Annotated in this window: 15 protein-coding genes; 1 reads left to right on the forward strand and 14 read right to left on the reverse strand. The window is 62.3% G+C overall.

Annotation, left to right across the window (positions count from 1 at the left end; all coding sequences use genetic code 11):
* Window positions 1–4: 4 nt before the first annotated feature.
* From QFZ57_RS20450 to QFZ57_RS20515, 14 genes are all read right to left on the reverse strand, one after another.
* A complete protein-coding gene (locus QFZ57_RS20450) occupies window positions 5–862 on the reverse strand; it encodes a gamma-glutamyl-gamma-aminobutyrate hydrolase family protein (protein ID WP_306901747.1) in 858 nt (285 codons plus the stop codon).
* Complete coding sequence (locus tag QFZ57_RS20455; RefSeq protein WP_306901749.1) at window positions 859–1665, reverse strand: gamma-glutamyl-gamma-aminobutyrate hydrolase family protein; 807 nt, start codon at window positions 1663–1665, stop codon at window positions 859–861. The genes QFZ57_RS20450 and QFZ57_RS20455 overlap by 4 nt, the downstream gene beginning before the upstream one ends.
* Complete coding sequence (locus QFZ57_RS20460; RefSeq protein WP_306901750.1) at window positions 1665–2378, reverse strand: substrate-binding periplasmic protein; 714 nt, start codon at window positions 2376–2378, stop codon at window positions 1665–1667. The genes QFZ57_RS20455 and QFZ57_RS20460 overlap by 1 nt, the downstream gene beginning before the upstream one ends.
* Window positions 2375–3796: a glutamine synthetase family protein gene (locus QFZ57_RS20465; RefSeq protein ID WP_306901751.1), complete on the reverse strand. Its 1422-nt coding sequence runs from the start codon at window positions 3794–3796 to the stop codon at window positions 2375–2377. The genes QFZ57_RS20460 and QFZ57_RS20465 overlap by 4 nt, the downstream gene beginning before the upstream one ends.
* A gap of 19 nt (window positions 3797–3815) precedes the next feature.
* Window positions 3816–5075 (reverse strand): NAD(P)/FAD-dependent oxidoreductase, encoded by a 1260-nt coding sequence (locus QFZ57_RS20470; RefSeq protein ID WP_306901752.1) that lies wholly within the window; start codon window positions 5073–5075, stop codon window positions 3816–3818.
* Entirely contained in the window at window positions 5072–5266 is a 195-nt protein-coding gene (locus QFZ57_RS20475; protein ID WP_189016673.1) for a ferredoxin, read from the reverse strand. Before QFZ57_RS20475 ends, QFZ57_RS20470 begins: the two co-directional genes overlap by 4 nt.
* Window positions 5267–5307: 41 nt before the next feature.
* Entirely contained in the window at window positions 5308–6072 is a 765-nt protein-coding gene (locus QFZ57_RS20480; RefSeq protein WP_306901753.1) for a cytochrome P450, read from the reverse strand.
* Window positions 6038–6508: a hypothetical protein gene (locus QFZ57_RS20485; RefSeq protein ID WP_306901754.1), complete on the reverse strand. Its 471-nt coding sequence runs from the start codon at window positions 6506–6508 to the stop codon at window positions 6038–6040. The genes QFZ57_RS20480 and QFZ57_RS20485 overlap by 35 nt, the downstream gene beginning before the upstream one ends.
* A 10-nt stretch (window positions 6509–6518) precedes the next feature.
* Window positions 6519–8069, reverse strand: a complete 1551-nt coding sequence (locus tag QFZ57_RS20490) for an APC family permease (RefSeq protein WP_306901755.1) — start codon at window positions 8067–8069, stop codon at window positions 6519–6521.
* A 907-nt stretch (window positions 8070–8976) separates the two neighbouring features.
* Window positions 8977–10485 carry an NAD-dependent succinate-semialdehyde dehydrogenase gene (locus QFZ57_RS20495; RefSeq protein WP_306901756.1) on the reverse strand — a complete coding sequence of 503 codons (1509 nt, stop codon included), beginning with the start codon at window positions 10483–10485 and terminating at the stop codon, window positions 8977–8979.
* A gap of 101 nt (window positions 10486–10586) precedes the next feature.
* Window positions 10587–11540 (reverse strand): alpha/beta hydrolase, encoded by a 954-nt coding sequence (locus QFZ57_RS20500; protein WP_306901757.1) that lies wholly within the window; start codon window positions 11538–11540, stop codon window positions 10587–10589.
* The gene (locus QFZ57_RS20505; RefSeq protein ID WP_306901758.1) at window positions 11537–13024 is read right to left on the reverse strand and encodes a flavin-containing monooxygenase; all 1488 of its coding nucleotides are present in this window, start codon (window positions 13022–13024) and stop codon (window positions 11537–11539) included. The genes QFZ57_RS20500 and QFZ57_RS20505 overlap by 4 nt, the downstream gene beginning before the upstream one ends.
* 33 nt (window positions 13025–13057) lie before the next feature.
* Entirely contained in the window at window positions 13058–14212 is a 1155-nt protein-coding gene (locus QFZ57_RS20510) for an alcohol dehydrogenase catalytic domain-containing protein (protein ID WP_306901759.1), read from the reverse strand.
* Window positions 14213–14454: 242 nt separating this feature from the next.
* The gene (locus QFZ57_RS20515; RefSeq protein ID WP_306901760.1) at window positions 14455–15894 is read right to left on the reverse strand and encodes a PucR family transcriptional regulator; all 1440 of its coding nucleotides are present in this window, start codon (window positions 15892–15894) and stop codon (window positions 14455–14457) included.
* 124 nt (window positions 15895–16018) lie between these two features.
* On the opposite strand from QFZ57_RS20515, the gene QFZ57_RS20520 reads away from it, so the two are divergent.
* Window positions 16019–17377 (forward strand): aminotransferase class III-fold pyridoxal phosphate-dependent enzyme, encoded by a 1359-nt coding sequence (locus QFZ57_RS20520; protein ID WP_306901761.1) that lies wholly within the window; start codon window positions 16019–16021, stop codon window positions 17375–17377.
* The last annotated feature ends 11 nt before the right edge of the window (window positions 17378–17388 follow it).

The raw sequence follows: 17388 nt of genomic DNA on the forward strand, positions 1-17388 counted from the left end.
GCGTTCACACCGGACCGCCTGTGTGAACCATTGCCTGGTTCTGCATCTTTTCGGCATGACTGCTGGCCTGTTCGACAAATGCTTTGAAGAGCAGCTCCCGGTCCTCGGCGTTTCCGTCGGAGTCCTCCGGGTGCCACTGGACGCCCACGACCCAGGTGTTGTCCTTATGTTCAGTTCCCTCGATGATGCCGTCATCGGCCACAGCGGCGACCCGGAGACGCGGCCCCACCTGTTCGACGGCCTGGTGGTGCCCCGAGCGGACAGTGATACGGTCTCTGCCCAGAATGCCGTGAAGGCGGCTTCCCGGCAGGATAGTGACCGGTTCGTCAAGGAACATGCTTTCTCCCTTGCCGCCGCGGTGCAGCTCGTAAGGGTCCAGATCAGGGATGAGTGTCCCCCCGCTGGTGAGATTCAGGAGTTGGGACCCTCGGCAAATGGCAAGCAGGGGTGCATCGCGGGCCAGCGTCTGGTCGATCAGTTCCATGCAGTATTCGTCGGCGCGGCGTTCCACTCCATAAAGGTTCGGCACCGGGCCGCGCACCCCATACAGGCTGGGATCAACGTCCCCACCGCCGAGGAAAAGCACGCCACTGGCGCCAGCGATGTGTTTGGGGTCTGGCAGGTTGGTGGCGCTGCTGTCCACCAGGACTGCCCTGGCCCCCGCTTTAAGCAGGGTCTCCAGAGCGGTCCTGGTGAAACGCTTCACCAGCTGGGAAACCTCGACGGTCATGTCAGGGAAGTTCAACGAAACGACCACCGCGATGATCGGCGCATTCCCGGGGAGCTCCGCAAAGCCAGCCGGGATAACATCAGCTGGCGTAATGGGAACCAAAGTCCTGACGCGGCCGTCTCGGTTTGTCATGAGTGAAGGTCTACTTTCTTTTTGTCTTCTGCTGCACGTGCTTCGGCCTTGCCCAGTTTCCTGGTGCGGGCTTCCCGCACGACCCAGTCGAACAGTGCTTGATCGGATGCCAGGGTTGCCGCGTTGTCTTCCGGATGCCATTGGATGGCGATGATCGGGGCGCTGTCGTGCTCGATTGCCTCGATCACCCCGTCGTCAGCGCGGCCGACGATCTTGAGACCGCGCCCCAGTTTCGCCACTGCCTGGTGGTGATAGGACGAGACCTTGGGCGTGAGGGTGCCAATTGCTGCCGCGGTTCGGGAGCCTTCTGAAATGTCCACGGTGTGCAGACTGTTGACGTGGTCGATCTCCTCCGCATCCAGGTGCTGGGTGAGGGTCCCTTCGCATGCGACGTTCAGCAGTTGGAGGCCTCTGCAGATGGCGAGCGTCGGTATCTCCAGTTCGATGCAGTCCCGGATCACCGCGATTTCGGCGGCGTCCTGCCCTCCGTAGTGCGCTACCTGGGTGGTGTCAGCAGGCACCTCTCCGTAGAGTTCCGGCGATACATCTGCGCCGCCGGGCAGGACCACACCGTCGAGCAACGCGTAGCGGGAGCGATCGTTGTGGTCTTCGCTGGGGAACAGAATTACCGGCTCTCCGCCAGCGCGCAGAATCGACCTCAGGACTTCCACCGCTACTGCAATGCCGTCAAAACGCAGGCCTTGGACCGAACCGGACCACATGCCCGGCACGCCAATCAGCGGCCGTGCCTGGTCGTCGGGCTGATGGTTGCCGCCAGCTGCTGTGGTTTGCGGCGTTGTCATTACCGTTCCTTTTGAGGTTGGTTCAGTGGGAAGGCCAGATCGGGCATCCATTTCGTCCAGATGGCTTCAAGCCGTCCGTCGGCAATGACTGTCTCCAGGGCCGTGTTCAACTGCTGAAGCAGCTCCGAGTTGCCCTTAGCTACCCCAACTCCCCATCGGTTCCCAGTCGGTTCGGTGAAGGCGATCGCGAAGTCCGGGTCTGCTCCGAGCGGCACGGTGACGACGTCATCGTCCACGACCGCGTCGACGGTTCCTTTGCGAAGGGCGTCCAGCATGTCCGCGAAGACGTCATCACTTGCACCGAAGGGGACGGGAATGATGCCTGGAAAAGTTTCAGCAAGGGCCATGTTCGTGCTGTTGGCGATGGCGGCAACGCGGTAACCGGCAAGATCCCCGGGTCCCCGTGCCGGGTCATCCTTGCGGACGAGCACCGTCTCATCGAAGATCGCGTAAGGAGTAGTGAAATCAACGTGGGCCTGCCGCTCTGCAGTGATGCCCTGTCCGCACCACACAGCATCCGCTTCGCCGGCCTGGACTTTCGGAATCATTTCGGTCCAGGACGTGATAAGCCAGTCCACCTCACGGCCGATCTCACCCGCGACAAGGGCTGCGGCTTCTGGCTCATAACCGGTTCGGCGCACACCGTCAGGGCTGGCATTGAACAGCGGAGGGGCCTCGGAGTCGATGCAGGCCAGTGTCAGTCGGTCGCTCACGGCAGGGTCTCCCAGTACATGGCGCGGTCCCAGTCGGTGACGGCGCCGCAGTAACGGGCCCACTCGTCATTCTTGAGTGCGGTGTAAATGTCTCCGAGCTGTTCGGGGAGTGCATTCAGGATGTACGGGTCGGCGCTGAGCGAATCGATGGCGTCGCCCAGAGTCAGCGGCAAGGGCTTGAACTTGGGTTCGGCCGAACCCCGGACCTGGTCGTCGAGGGGCTTGCCCGGATCGGTCTGCTTGTTGATGCCGTCTTCCATGGCAGCGATCAGCAGGGTGTGGGAAAGGTAGGGGTTGACGCTCGCGTCCGGGAGGCGGTATTCCATCCGCCCGTTAGAGGAGATGCGCACCATGCAGGCCCTGCTGTCGAGGCCCCAGTTGACGGCGCTGGGCGCGAATTGTCCGGCGTCCCAGAACCTCTTGTAGGAGTTCACGGTTGAGGCCATGATCGACATGGATCCCGCGGCGTGCTCAAGCATTCCGCCCACCGCGTAGCGGCCGATGTCGCTGAGGTGAAGTTCAACCCGTCCCTCGTCGATCAGGAGGTTGGTGTCGCCTTTCCAGAGACTGATGTTGTGGTGGCAGCCGTTGCCCATGGATCCGGTGTAGGGCTTGGGCATGAAGCTGGCGTGAACGCCGAGTTCACGAGCAACCTGCTTACAGATCTGGCGGTAGGTAACAAGGCGGTCTGCTGTCAGTTCGACGCGGTCGTACATCCAGTTCAGCTCAAGCTGGCCGTCGTCCTCGTAGTCACCCTCGATCATGTCGAGTCCCAGGGCCTTTGAGTACGTCACGAGCTTCTTGAAAACCTCGCGCATGCGCTCGAGGTTTTCCACCTGGTAGGCGGGGCTGGAGCCTGGTTTTTTGATAACTTCCATGCCCGGACCGGTCCAGGTCATTTCCGGTTCGCAGCCGGAGCGGACTTCCATGCCCGTGCGTTCGGTGAATGCTGCGTGGGCGCGCTTGAGCAGGCTGCGGGAATCCGTTGCCAGCGGGCGGCCACCGACTTCGTTGAGGTGGGGCGGCTCGTATGCGCTGCAGAAAACTCGGGCGACGCTGGTGTCCCACGGGAGGGGTGCGAAGGTTTCCGGGTCCGGAAGCCCGACAAATTCCTTCGCTTCAATTCCGCCACCGATGAGGTTGCCGAACCGGTCGGTCTGAAGATCAGCCAGCGCGGTGCGGTGGAACGCGATGCCCTTTTCAAGGTTGCGTTTGAAGTGGTTGGCAGGCACCATCTTCGCGATGACACGTGAGCCAATGGTGGGGAGCATGTAGTAGACGTACTCAACGCCGGCCTCATTGATTTTGCGCTGCATCTCCTCGATGACGGCGGCGCTGAGGTTCTTTTCCTGGTGGGCGGCGAAGGCATTGCGGTCGCTGACTATGTCAAGGACGGGGCGTTCGGAAAGGGTAGTCATGGTGATCTCGGTCCTTGGGTCAGATGGCTTGAAGCTGGGTGTCTTGCTGCGGCTGGTTTGAATGCCGTTTGTCCACGAGCTGCCTGTAGTGCAGCTGCCTGTCAGCCGGCAGGCCCACGCTTACTACTGCTACGAGAGCTTGGTCCTGGTAGTAGCCCATGACGACTCCGTCATGGGGGGTCTTTGCGGAGCCTTCCAGTTCCACGATCCTGGTTGCCAGGTTGGGGCTGCCCACTCCCTGGATCTTGAGGTCAAACTGGTTGCTCCAGAAGCTGGGCAGGGGAATGGCCGGCTCTGGAAGTGCCGTGTTGTTAAGCTCGGCAATAAGGGCCTTGGCTGCGATTTTCGCTGTATCGCCCGGGATGGACCAGTGCTCGATCCGTCGGGCACCGGAGCCGTTCCGCAGATCTGGGAAGCGGGCGACATCGCCTACCGCCACGGCGTTCTTTGTTCCTACAACACGCAGGTGTTCGTCGCAGAGTACGCCATTGCTGATGTCAATATCATTGCCCTCAAGCCACTCGACGTTAGGGATCGAGCCGACTGACTCGATGATGACATCCGCCATGATCTCGGTGCCGTCCGCAAGCCTGATGCCGTTGCAGCTGGAGTCGCTTTCGGTATCAGCCTGGGTGGAGAGAAGGCCTGCAACCTTGGCATGCCCGTGGTAGGTCACGCCTTGCTGGACCAGGTAGTCCCGGATACCGGCGCTGAGCTCTTCACCCAATGCCCGTTGCATTGGTCCGCTGGTGCCCTCAATGAGGGTGACGGTGCAACCGAGCTTGGTTGCGGTGGCTGCTGTTTCGCAGCCGATGAAACCAGCGCCGATGACGGCTACCTTGGTGCCCGGGCGGAGTTCCTGGTGCAGTTCAACTGCATCTTCGAGTGTGCGCAGGACATGGCGTCCGCGCAGCGGTCCGGGCAATGGCAGCCTGCGGGGCCGGAGACCGGTGGCGATGACGAGTCCGTCGTAAGCCACGGTCTCGCCGGTGTCCAGGGTGAGGGTGTTTTCGGCCAGGTTCGCGCCGATAACCTCCGTGCCCAGTTGCCACTGGACGTCGGAGACCGAAGACCGGTGGCGGAACTTCACCGAATCAAAGGCATCGGCGGTCGTTCCTGGGTTCTCCAAGAGCTCCTTGGACAGGGGCGGCCGGTTGTAGGGCAGATGCGTCTCAGTGCCGATGACCGTGATGGTTTCGGTCCAGCCTGCGGCCCGGAGCTGTTCTGCAGCGCGGAGTCCGCCCATTGATCCGCCGACGACGACGATTCGGCGGGTCATGGCTGGTCTTGGATGAAGATGGCCTGGACGGGGCAGGCGTCCATGGCGTCTTCAACATCGGCGAGCAGCGAGTCGTTGACGTTCTCCTCGTATTCGAGGATGCCTTCGGAGTTCATCCGGAATACATCGGGCGCGGCGATGGCGCACTGGCCGTGGTTTTCACAGAGCTGGCGGTCAACAAAGATTTTCATGGTCATTCCTGTTCTTGTGGGTCCGTTGGGGGCGGGTCCGGCTATTCGCCTTTGGTGAAGCTGATCGGCAGCCGGATCGGACCCGTGTTGCCGGAGTCAGGCATCCATTCGTCCGCGCCGTTGATCTGGGGGTTGCGGAGTCGCCGCGCCAGGAGCGGGAGAGCTTCGCTCATGTCCGATCGTGCGACAAAGTGACCGAGGCAGTGGTGGACGCCGCCGCCGAAGCCGTGGTGCGGTGCGTGCTCGCCCAGCAGGTTCATTTCCGGTTCAGGAAAAGCTCTGGGGTCGGTGCCGGCGCTTTGCGTGAAGAGGTGGACGGTTGTGCCCTTGGGGACGTCCAGTCCTTCGTAGCTGAAGTCTTCGACTGCCTCACGGGTTACCCATGTGACAGTGGGGTTGATCCGCATGACTTCTTCAACGGCCTTGGATCCAAGCTCTGGGCGTTCTGCCAGAAGCTCCCACTGATCGGGATTGCGCATGAACGACTGCATCGCGAGTCCGAGCTGGTTCCGGGTGGTGTCCATGCCGCCGAAGATCAGCAGCACAAGTGCGTTCCGGAGTTCGGCGTCGCTCAGGCTGTCGCCATCCCGGCTGGCAAGCACCAGACGGCTGACAAAGTCTTCGCCCGGGTTGGCCTGGCGGTCCTTGATGAGTTCCTCGGCGTACTCATACAACTCGGCCAGGGCTTCTTCGACCTTGTGAAGATCCTGCTTGAGGGTTACTCCCAGGGCCAGGCCGATGGTTGAGGCGAGGCGGGCGATGGTCGGCCATTCAGATTTGGGGATTCCCAGCATGATGGTCAGCACGCGGGGTGGCGTAGGGCTCGGCGAAGTCGCTGACGAATTCACATTCGCCCTTGTCGATGAACGCGTCGACAAGTTCGTTGGCCAGGGCCTGGAACCTGGGAACCAGTGACTTAAGCAACCGGGGCGAGAAGGCAGGGTTCAGGAGCCGGCGGATGCGGTGGTGGTCTTCGCCCTCAAGGACCAGGAGGTTTTTGGTCCACCAGTCGTAGAACAGGCCACTGTGGACACCGTGGTGCTGGGGCCACTGAGCGCTGCCCTGCTTCAGCCGGGGGTCCTTGAGGAGCTTGGTGACTTCCTCATAGCGAAGGACGGCGATTCCATAGTTTGTGCGTGCGTACCAGCTTTGTTCACGGGCGTTCCGAAGTGCTTCGGACTGCATCGCGAAGGTGGGATCGGAAATATCCAGGTACGGGGCTTCAGCAATGGGTGTAGTCATGATGGTTCTCTCACAGGTAGTTTTCAACGTTGCGGGACTGGGCGTTATCTGCCACGGAGCCGTTGCTTCCGCTGGCCGGGACGGCGTCCGCTGCAGGGGCATCGCTGTGGGTGTAGGGCTTTTTGGCGAAGAGGTAAATCAGGCCTACTCCGACGACAACCACGGCGGAGAGCAGGACGAGGTAGTTCACAAACCAGGGGCTGTCGGGGGTTCGTGGCCAGACCATGTTGGTGATGCCCAGTACGCCCCAGGTCAGGGCGGCGATGTTCACCGGCACACCCCACTTGCCGAGCTGGAACGCTCCTGACGGCTTCCAGCCTTTGAGGCGGGCCCGCAGGGCGGCGAGGACGACCAGCTGGAAGCCCAGGTAGATTCCCAGCGCGGCGAAGGAGACGATCACGACCAGAGCGTCCGGGGAGACAACGGATCCGAGGATGATCAGGACAGGCACGACGCAGGCCAGCAGGAGCGAGTATGGCGGAACGTGGCGCTTTTCCTGGAACTGGGCGAGGAGGTGGCTGGCGGGGAGCATACGGTCACGGGCCATGGAGTAGCTCAGGCGGCTCGCTGCAGCCTGCAGGCTCATGACGCAGGACAGGAAGGAGATGAGCACGATCGCCAAGACGACTTTGTGGCCAATTTCGCCGAATGCGCCGGCAAGGACTGTGCCGACGGGGTCGGTGTTCTCTCCGGAGATGACGGCGGCGTAGTCAGGTACCGCGAGGATGAGGGACAGGCAGACGAAGGTGGCGGCGAAGCCTCCGATGTAAATCGTCATGCGCATGGCTTTGGGGATTCGGACACCGGGGTTGGGAACTTCTTCAGCGACGTCACCGCAGGCTTCGAACCCGTAGTACTGGTAGATGCCAATGAGGGCTGCAGCCGCGAACGCGATGAAGTAGTTGCTCCCGTCACCGCCGGCACCGAAGGAGTTGAAGAGGACACTGAGGTCATGCTGGCGTGCTGCAACGAGGAGCCAGATGCCGACAACGAGCGCCCCACCCAGTTCGGCGAAGAGGCCGAGCATTGCAACTTTGCTGAGCAGCTTGGTCCCACCCAGGTTGATCGCGGTTGCCGCCAGGATGAGTGCAATGGCGCAAATGATGGTGGAAGTTGTCGTTGACTCCATGCCGACCAGGGCATCAAGGAATGTTCCTGCACCGTATGCCACACCAGCGATGGTGGTCAGCAGGGCAATGAGGTAGACCCAGCCCGTCATCCAGCCCCACTTGGCCCCCCATAAGCGCCTTGCCCACGGGTAGACACCTCCGGCTACGGGGTAGTTGGAAACAATCTCGCCGAATACCAGTGCGACGAACAGCTGGCCCACCCCGACGATCAGGAATGACCAGATCATGGGTGGCCCGCCCAGGCCAAGGGACGAGGCGAAGAGGGTGTAGACGCCTACAACTGGGGAGAGGTAGGTAAATCCGAGAGAGACGTTCCCCCAGAACGACATTTCCCGCTTGAATTGTTTTTCGTACGTGTAGCCCAGCCGGGCGAGTTGCTCGGCGTCTTCATCTATTGGAGAGTGGTCCGCACTCTTGGCATTGGTGGACATGGGGACTCCTTTGGACGGCTGCGCCGCCGTCTATCGCTGAAAGGAAAGAAAGTCTGCTTGGGGGCTGGAATCAGCTCATCGTGATCCGCGTCACTGATAACTCTAGTTTTAGATGTTTGAAATCGCAAGAGATGACGTGAGGAATTTTGAGGAGATGTTCAACCGCGGACGGTAGACGGCTGGTCGCTTGGGTGATAAACCCATTCTGAGCGGGAAAATCCTCTTTTTTCGTTCCACCGTGTTACCGCAATGTAAAACATGGGATTTTAGATTTTTGGATGCACCTCCCCTGGAGTCTGCTTTCGCCTGCCTGCTGGGCACGAGCTATGGCGTTCCCGGTTCTGGTGAGATCCGGGCAGGTTGATTAAAAAGGCCCCCTGACGGGTGCCGCCGTACCTGCAGGTCTCAGTCAGTTTCCGGGCCGTTGCAGTAGTGGCAACCTTCCTCGCAGCCGTCCTGCGAGTCGACGCTGTCAAAAACCTGAAATGCAGCTTTTGGCAGAACTTGGGAGCGCTCGGCGGAATCCGACGCATTGATCCCATGAGGGGCACCAGTGCTGGCGCCAAGCGCCTGGCGCTCAGAGGGCGTGAACCTGGCGGCATTCATCTCGAGGCGAGGGGAGGCAGTCCAGTTCCGGGGCGTAGTGCTTGCCGGGGCGAGGAGCAGGCGGGCAACTCCTGGCCCCGGCACTGCGGGAAGGCCGGCAGGGGCGTGGGCGCCTGCCGGTCGTCGGGCTGCTACTTCACGTTCCGTCCCCTGAGCTTGCTGATGAACAATGCTTTTCATCAAGATTCCTTTGAGTTTGACGATCAGGGAGATCGCTCACGGATGAGGGTTTGGTGCTGCCCGGGCCGGTAATAAATGGGCCTAAGGTACGGTTTCCCCCGCTGACGAGGGACCCTGTCAACTACCTGCCGGCGTAGGGATCAGCAATTCCGATGTACTGGGTGGTGGTGTACTCGGCGATGCCCTCGGAGCCGCCTTCACGGCCGAGTCCTGATTGCTTAACGCCGCCGAAGGGTGCGGCGGCGTTGGAGATGATGCCGGCATTGAAGCCGACCATGCCGAACTCGATCTGCTCGGCAACGCGCAGGAGCCTGTTGAAGTCGCGGCTGTAGACGTAGGAGGCCAGACCGTATTCGCTGGAGTTGGCCAGCCGGATGGCGTCTTCCTCGGTGGAGAAAGTCGTGACGGGGGCGACGGGCCCGAAGATTTCCTGGCGGAGGATCTCGGCATCGTTGGGAACGTTGCCCAGCACCGTTGGCCGGTAGAAGTAACCGGCACCGGCCACTGGTGCACCTCCGGTAACGGCGGTCGCTCCTGCGTCGAGGGCAGCAGATACGAGGGCGTGGACGTCGTCGCGGGCGCCGGCATCAATCAGCGGGCCCACTTGGGTGGCGGGATCGGTGCCGCGGCCTGTGGCCAGGGCGCCCATGGCTGCGGCGAACTTGGAGGTGAATTCCTGCGCAACTGACTCGTGGACGAGGAAGCGGTTGGCGGCGGTGCAGGCTTCGCCCATGTTCCGCATTTTCGCCGCCATGGCCCCTTCTACGGCCTGGTCCAGGTCTGCGTCTTCAAACACGATGAAGGGTGCGTTGCCGCCGAGCTCCATCGAGGTGCGCAACACATTCTGCGCCGCGTCGGCCATCAGCCGTTTGCCCACCGGGGTGGAACCCGTGAATGAGACCTTGCGGAGCCGCGAGTCTTTCAAAAGCGGTCCGGAGATGCTCGAGGCGCTGGAGGAGGACACCACGTTCAGGACGCCAGCGGGAAGGCCGGCCTCGATCATGGTCTGCGCAAAAAGCTGGGAGGTCAGCGGGGTCAGCTTGGCCGGCTTCAGGACCATGGTGCATCCTGCGGCGATGGCCGGGGCCACCTTGCGGGTGGCCATGGCGAGCGGGAAATTCCAAGGTGTGATGAGCAGGCAGGGTCCCACCGGCTTGTGCTGGACCAGGATCTTGTTCTTGCCTTCCGGGGTGGTGAGGTAGCGCCCGTAATCCCGGACCGTTTCTTCGGAGAACCAACGCAGGAACTCCGCCCCGTAGGCCACCTCGCCACGGGATTCCGCCAGCGGTTTGCCCATCTCCAGGGTCATCAGCAGCGCGAAGTCCTCGGCCCGCTCGGTAACGAGCTCAAAGGCACGGCGCAGGATCTCCGCGCGTTCCCGAGGCGCGCTGCGCGCCCAGGCTGCTTGGACGGCGTCCGCAGCGTCGAGCGCGGCGATGGCATCTTCGCTCGTGGCCGAGGCCAAGGTAGCGAGCACCTCTCCGGTGGCGGGGTCGTGAACATCGAACGTGCCGCCGTCGGACGCGTCCCCCCACTGACCTCCGATCAATAAACCGGTGGGGACAGAGGCGAGGAGATCGGCCTCACGCTGGCGTGGGACAGCGGTCGGATCAACGAGGGCAGTAGTCATGAGATTCCTAAAGAACGTGAGTGACGGCGATAGCCCCCGCCCTTGGGTGGCGGGCTATCGCCGTCCTTGATTGATCGGATGAGGGACACACTTCATCTCAGTCAGATAGTGCGGTCCCTGATAAAGGCAGCGACCTGGTCCACTGTTTGTTCTCCCCGGGGAATTCGTCCCGCAGAGGTGAACAGCCCATGGGCGTACCCGGGAAGGTGCTGGTACAGGACTTCCGTGCCTGCCCGGGCTAGTGCGGCGGCATAGTTTGCGCCTTCATCAACCAGCGGGTCGTTGTCCACGGTAATCACGTATGTTGGCGGCAGTCCTGCAGGGAGCTGAGCCATGGCGGGGCTGATATCCGGTGCAGAGCGGTCTACACCGGCTGGCAGATAGTGGCCCGCAAACCAGGCGATGGTGTCGGCAACCAGGGGGAACCCATCAGTGACGCGGTTGTAGGACGGCGAGGACATAGTCAGATCCACCATGGGGTACAGGAGGACCTGGCCAACGACGGGCAGGGGATCCGTCGCGGTGGCGTTCTCATTGGCCAGGACTGCGGCCAACTGCCCACCCGCGCTGTCACCGACGAGCACAGCCTCGGTCACGTCTAGGCCGTGCTCGTTGCCGGCATCAAACAGCCAATGGATCGCGCGGCGGCTGTCGTCAATCGCGGCCGGGTAGGGGTGCTCCGGGGCAAGCCGGTAGTCCACCGCAATAACGGGAAGGTTGGTCAGCGAGGCCAATCGACGGCACAACCCGTCATGAGTTGAAAGGCTCCCCATGACCCATCCCCCGCCGTGGAAAAACAGAACGGCGGGGGTGGATCTTCCGGTGCTGCGGGGGTCATAAACCCGAACTCTGAATTCCTCCACGTTGTGATCTGTGACCGACGACAGCGGGTCACCGCTCAGTCCGTTGGCCGCGCAGCCGCTCTCATAGAGCTCGCGCACCTGCTTCACAGGGTAGGAGTGAAACGGGCGCCCGCCAGCGGCCCGGAATTTCTGCAGAACCTCTGCAGCGTCCGGTGCTACGGGCCTGCCGCTGAACCGGTCCGTTTTTGTCACTTCGCGGGCCCGGATTCGGCCAGCTGCAGGTAGTCGTCAAGCTGGAGGTCGTGGGTCTGGGCCCGGTATTCTTCGACGGTTCCGGACCAGTTGTTGATGACCCGGCCGTCCTCGTTCTTGTACCAAGAGGAGCATTCGGACGAGAACGCGGACTTCTGGAGTTCTTCCTGAACGTGTGCGTTGAACTTCTCCACTACCGCCCGATCTACTTCCAGGAACCGTGATTCATCGGCCGCGATGTACTGGACAGCCTGGGCGATGTAGCGGTGCTGGGCCTCCAGCATAGAAACAACCGAGTTGTGGTTGAGGTTGGTGTTGGGGCCGTAGACCAGGAAGAGGTTAGGGAATTTGTCGACGGTGATGCCCAGGTAGGCTTCCGGGGCGTTGCCCCACCGCTCGTCGAGACCGATTCCGTCGCGCCCTGAGACGCGCATGGATCCCATGAAGGCATGGCTCTTGAACCCGGTGGCGTAGATGATGACATCAAATTCGTGCTCGACGCCGTCAGCGGTTCGGAGGCCACTGGGAGTGAATTCCGTGATTGCCTCTGTCACGAGTTCTACATTCTCGCGTGTCAGTGCGGGGTAGAAATCGTCGCTCCGCAGGATGCGCTTGCAGCCGAAGTCGTAGTCGGGGGTGAGTTTGGCCCGCAGTTCCGGGTCGGAGACCTGGGTCTCGAGGTGCTGGCGAGCCAGTTCGACCCCTTCCTCGGAAGCTGAAGTATGTTTGCGGGTGCGTTCGAATCCGGCTTCGCGGAATTCGTGGATTTCCTGCCGCAGCTGGCGGTAGGTATCCGGGTTTTCCTGGAAGCGGGCGCTCTCTTCCTCGGTGAAGATGTACTGGTCGCGGGGGAGGATGTAGTTGGCTGAGCGCTGGAATACGGTCAGATTCGATGCGATCTTGGCAACCTCCGGCACGTACTGAACGGCAGTTGCAGCGGAGCCGATGGAAGCGACGCGTTTGCCGGTCAGGTCAAGGTCGTGCCGCCACTTGGAGGAGTGGAAGGCCACGCCTTCGAAGGTTTCGGTGCCGGGGAAGTTGGGGACGTTTGGTTCGTTCAGCTGGCCCCAGGCGGCCACCACGGAACGGGTCAGGAACTCCGAGCCGTCGGCCGTATGCACGGTCCAAAGCCGGCGGTCCTGGTCCCATTCAGTCGCGGTGATGTTCTGGCCGAAGTGGATGTGCTTGCCGAGCCCGAATTCCTCAACCATGGAACGCAGGTAGCCCTGGAGTTCCTCCTGACCGGCAAACATCCGGGTTACCTTGAGGTTCAGGAAGTAGCTGTAGCAGTAGACCAGGGCCTGCGTGTCGCAAGCGGCACCGGGATAGGTGTTCTCGCGCCATACGCCTCCTACATCGTTGCCGCGCTCGAGGATCAGGAAGTCCTCGATGCCTTCCTGGACGAACTGGGCTCCCTGGCCCAGGCCGCCGAAGCCTGCGCCGATGATGATCGCGCTGTAGATGTGGTCATTTGTGGAGGTCATGATGTTCTCTCTTCGGAGCTGGAGTGTGGGTGGTCAGGAAAAGGTGATGATCTGGCGCAGTGCGTGGCCGCCGTCGAGGGTGTCCATGGCGCGGTTGATGTCTTCGAGCGGGATCGTGTCTGAGACCAGGCCTTCAACGGCCAGCTGGCCGGATCGCCAGAGTTGTTCGTAGATCGGGATGTCGTGTTCGGGGACTGCCGAACCGAGGTAGCTGCCCACGATTGACCGGGCCTCTGCTGTCAGGGTCAGGGGGTCGATGGAGACCGACTGGCCCGGCGCCGGCAATCCCACGGTGACGGTGATGCCACCGGGCTTCGTCAGTGCGATGGCAGCTTCCAGAGCCCGCGGGTGTCCGGCGGCTTCGATGACGGCGTCAAACTTTTCGCCGCGTTCCAGGGCCTCGGCAGAGGTTATGGCGTCCGCGGCACCCAGGTTCCGGGCGGCGTCCAGTTTCGCCGGCAGGGTATCGACGCCAACGACGTGTTCAACTCCGGTGGCGATGGCCGTAATGAGCGCCGCCATGCCTACTCCGCCAAGACCGACGATGGCTACCCGCGCGGAAGGCGCCGGCTTGGCGACATTGAGGATGGCTCCTCCGCCGGTGAGAAGGGCACATCCGAGCAAAGCGGCGATGTGCGCCGGGACATCGGACCCGACCGGCACAACTGAACGGCGGGAGACCACGGCGTGGGTGGCGAATGCCGAGACTCCAAGGTGGTGTTGGACGGGCTCACCCTCCCGGGAGAGTCGGCGGTTTCCACCCAGCAGCGTTCCTTCAGTATTGGAAGCGCTGCCCTGCTCGCACGGCGTTTTGCCGTTGGAATTGCATCCGGAGCATTCACCGCAGCGGGGGAGGAAGGTCATAACGACGCGCTGGCCCAGGGAGATGTCATTGACGCCCTCGCCCAGTTCCTCAACGATGCCGGCCGCCTCGTGGCCTAGCAGCATCGGAACTGGTCGTGGCCGGTTTCCATTGACGACGGAAAGGTCAGAGTGGCATATGCCGGCTGCCTCGATACGGACCAGGATCTCGCCCTTGCCGGGACCTTCGAGTTCGAGGTTCTGCACATGGATGGGCCGGGAGTCCGCGTAGGGCCGCTCTGCCCCTATGGCCTCAAGTACAGCCCCGCGTATGGTCTTGGTGCCGGTGGCCGGCGTCGCGGCTGACTTCGTATCTTCGATCGTCACGATTGTCCTCTCAGTGGTGCAGTAAGGCTGTGCACTGTCCATTGAGATTAGGCAGCCGCGAGGGTTGCGTCACGGTGCAGAAAGTCGATATATGCGCTTTCTTTTGTACGAAGCGTCAAAGGGGGGGTCGTCGTAGAGTGTAACCACGCCACGGTTAGGGGAGGCCCACATCCGGCGCAGTATAAGCAGCATTATCGGGGTCGCTTCGTCCAGTGGCCGGTGGTTCCGGCTGGCGGTGCGACCTAGTCGTTCCGGGTCGCCTGGGAGCGACCTCTAAGGGCGAGCCAGAGCTGGGCTGCTACGTCGGGGTCGTCCAGGTCAACCCCCAGCAGTTCCTTCGCCTGGGCAATTCGGTAGCGCACCGAGTTCCGGTGCACTCCCAGTTCGCGGCCCGCCGCCTCCCATTGCCCGCGGTGCGCCAGGTAGCAGCGGACCGTTTCCAGTAGCTGCCCGGGATGGGAGGCCAACTCGTCCACCCATTCATCGGCCGGCAGGTCGAGGCCGTGACCAACGCGTATCAGCTGGCCGGGGGCCGCTGAGGCGGCGACCTCGGCTACCTGCGATCCGATCTCGTGAAGCCGCCGCAGAGGCATAGGTCCACCCCATGCACCGCGGACACCTTTCGGCAACGTCGGATAAGGGCTCGAGGCTGCCTGAAGCACAAATACGACATCGGAACGTTCGAGGACCAGCCCGGACAGGGCGTGCTGTGCCGCCAGCTGTTCGCTATCGGGCAGGACGGCGACGAAGGCTGTTTCCGGGAGCGGGTCGGAGTCCATCTGCTTTGCAAGGAGCCGGGCTGCATCGTCATGGCCTTCCAGGACCAGCGCTGCGAGCATACCCTCTGCGCGTCGACGCTCGGCCGCGGCGCTGCGCTGTCCGGCTGCTCTGGCCGCCAGGAGCGTGGATGCGGTGAGGAACAAGTGCCGCTCTGCAGCGGCCAGTTGCCCGCTTCTGCCTAACGCAAGGTAGCCCGAGGCGGCCGGACCATCAGATACCGGGTAGAGAGAAGCAACACCGGCGGCCAGTTGAATGTTGCCGGTGGCACCCCGGCGCGCGTTGCGCAAAATGGCAGATTCCCGTGTGAGTTCGGCCAGCAGTCCCGGCGGGAGTTCAGCGCCGTTGGCAGCCGAGGATGGGGCCCCGTCGCCTTCAGGCAGGTATGCAACCCAGGTCCCCAGAGCGCGGGACAATTCCCGGACGATCTCCGGTTCCGCATCATCCTGTGCGGCGGCCCGCGTCAGTGCCACCTGAAGCCCTAACAGAGCGGTGAGTTCGGCCTCGCCGCCCTGCCTGACAAGCTCCCAGTATGCGCGCGAAACGGCCAGGAACGGGGACTCGCGGGGAATAGTCAGAAGAGGAAGGCCAGCTTCCACGCATGCCGCCCGCAGTTCGTCCGGCACCATGGCATGTCCTGAACCCAACCCGAGACCCAGAGCAGCAACGCCGCCTTCCACCAGACGTTGCACATAGTTCTTAGCCGCCTCTTGGCGCGCATCTCCGTCAAGACCGGTGAGCTGCAGTCCGACAGTGAGGAGAAGCTCACCGCCGTAGAGGAACATTGTGGGATCCTCCAGCTCGGAGACGTGCACGCCCGTTAGTTCAACGCGGGGGAGCGGAATGGGCCAGTAGGGCGCCAAGTCGCGCTTTGCAGCCTCAACAAGCCTTGCGAGGGTGATCATAGGTAAATCATAGGTGACCGTCTTTTGTACGTTGGGACTGATCCTTGATTATCTCTGGATGAATCGTCCAACGACACGTCATCGGACTGTCCCTATGGTGGATTTCACCACACGAGGAGGACCTATGACTGTCACATCAGAACTCGCCGCAAACCAGGCCAAAGATCCGGCCGCCGTTAAGGCCACAGCCCGCCGCCTGCTCACCGAGCTTCCGGGCCCGCGTTCCCGCGAGCTGGAGGCCGAACGCCGCCAGCATGTCACCGACGCTTTTGGTATCACTCTGCCCGTGTTCATCGACCACGCGCAGGACGCTCTGCTCGTCGACGTTGACGGAAACCACCTCATTGATTTCGCCTCAGGCATCGCCGTGACCAGCGTTGGTGCTGCAAACCCGAAGGTGGCCAAGCGCGCCGCCGCCCAGCTTGAGCGCTTCACCCACACCTGCTTCATGGTGACCGAATATGAGTCCTTCGTTGAAGTCTGCCGGTGGCTCAACGAGCACACCCCCGGTGACTTCGAAAAGCGGACCGCGCTGTTCACCACCGGCGCGGAGGCTGTAGAAAACGCCATTAAGGTCGCCCGGTCGGCTACCCGCCGGCCCAATGTTCTCGTCTTCGACGAGGCATATCACGGCCGCACCCAGCTCACGATGGCGATGACGGCAAAGGAGAACCCGTACCGGCTCAACTTCGGACCTCTCCCGGGCTCAGTTTTCCGCGGACCGACGGCGCCCGCACACACCTCTCCTGACGGACCGGGGAAGGCCCTGGAACAGATCGAGGCGCTTCTAGCAGAACACGGGGCGGAAACTTTCGCCGCTATGGTTATCGAACCGATTCAGGGCGAGGGCGGCTTCATTGTCCAGGCCCCCGGGTTCCTCGAAGGCATCCGGGAAATCGCAACCCGCCACGGCATCGTGCTGGTTATCGATGAGATCCAGGCCGGAATGGGCCGCACCGGCACGCTGTTCGCTTCCGAGCACGAAAGTATAGCCGGCGACATCACACTGTCCGCGAAAGCTCTTGGCGGCGGATTGCCGCTTTCGGCCGCGACCGGCCGCGCCGAGCTGATGAACGCTGTCCACACCGGTGGTCTCGGCGGGACCTACGCTGGCAACCCTGTAGCCTGTGAAGCCGCTTTGGCTGTCTTCGAACTCCTCGAAGACGGCAAGCTTCTGGAGAACGCCACTGCCATTGAAGCCGCAGTCAGGCGCCGTCTGGAGCCGCTCGTTGAGCTTGACGGCGTCGCAGACGTTCGCGGCAGGGGTGCGATGATGGCGATCGAATTCAGCGATGCTTCCGGGCCTCGTAAAGACCTTGCCACCACGGCCGCGAAGGCAGCCAACGCTCATGGTGTCCTGACTCTAACTTGCGGGACCAGCGGAAACATCATCCGGCTGCTGCCTCCGCTTGGCATCGAAGCGGACGTCCTTGATGAGGGCCTTGCGGTGCTGGAAGCATCCATTCGGTCGGTATTGTCGTGATTTTCCGGGGA

It is taken from the genome of Arthrobacter sp. B1I2 (assembly GCF_030816485.1).
Taxonomy (GTDB): Bacteria; Actinomycetota; Actinomycetes; order Actinomycetales; family Micrococcaceae; genus Arthrobacter.

Coding starts and splice junctions, on each gene's coding strand:
- QFZ57_RS20520 (WP_306901761.1), top strand. CDS start 16,019: ATGACTGTCACATCAGAACTCGCCGCAAACCAGGCCAAAGATCCGGCC.
- QFZ57_RS20515 (WP_306901760.1), bottom strand. CDS start 15,894: ATGATCACCCTCGCAAGGCTTGTTGAGGCTGCAAAGCGCGACTTGGCG.
- QFZ57_RS20465 (WP_306901751.1), bottom strand. CDS start 3,796: ATGACTACCCTTTCCGAACGCCCCGTCCTTGACATAGTCAGCGACCGC.
- QFZ57_RS20475 (WP_189016673.1), bottom strand. CDS start 5,266: ATGAAAATCTTTGTTGACCGCCAGCTCTGTGAAAACCACGGCCAGTGC.
- QFZ57_RS20450 (WP_306901747.1), bottom strand. CDS start 862: ATGACAAACCGAGACGGCCGCGTCAGGACTTTGGTTCCCATTACGCCA.
- QFZ57_RS20455 (WP_306901749.1), bottom strand. CDS start 1,665: ATGACAACGCCGCAAACCACAGCAGCTGGCGGCAACCATCAGCCCGAC.
- QFZ57_RS20505 (WP_306901758.1), bottom strand. CDS start 13,024: ATGACCTCCACAAATGACCACATCTACAGCGCGATCATCATCGGCGCA.
- QFZ57_RS20470 (WP_306901752.1), bottom strand. CDS start 5,075: ATGACCCGCCGAATCGTCGTCGTCGGCGGATCAATGGGCGGACTCCGC.
- QFZ57_RS20485 (WP_306901754.1), bottom strand. CDS start 6,508: ATGACTACACCCATTGCTGAAGCCCCGTACCTGGATATTTCCGATCCC.
- QFZ57_RS20490 (WP_306901755.1), bottom strand. CDS start 8,069: ATGTCCACCAATGCCAAGAGTGCGGACCACTCTCCAATAGATGAAGAC.
- QFZ57_RS20495 (WP_306901756.1), bottom strand. CDS start 10,485: ATGACTACTGCCCTCGTTGATCCGACCGCTGTCCCACGCCAGCGTGAG.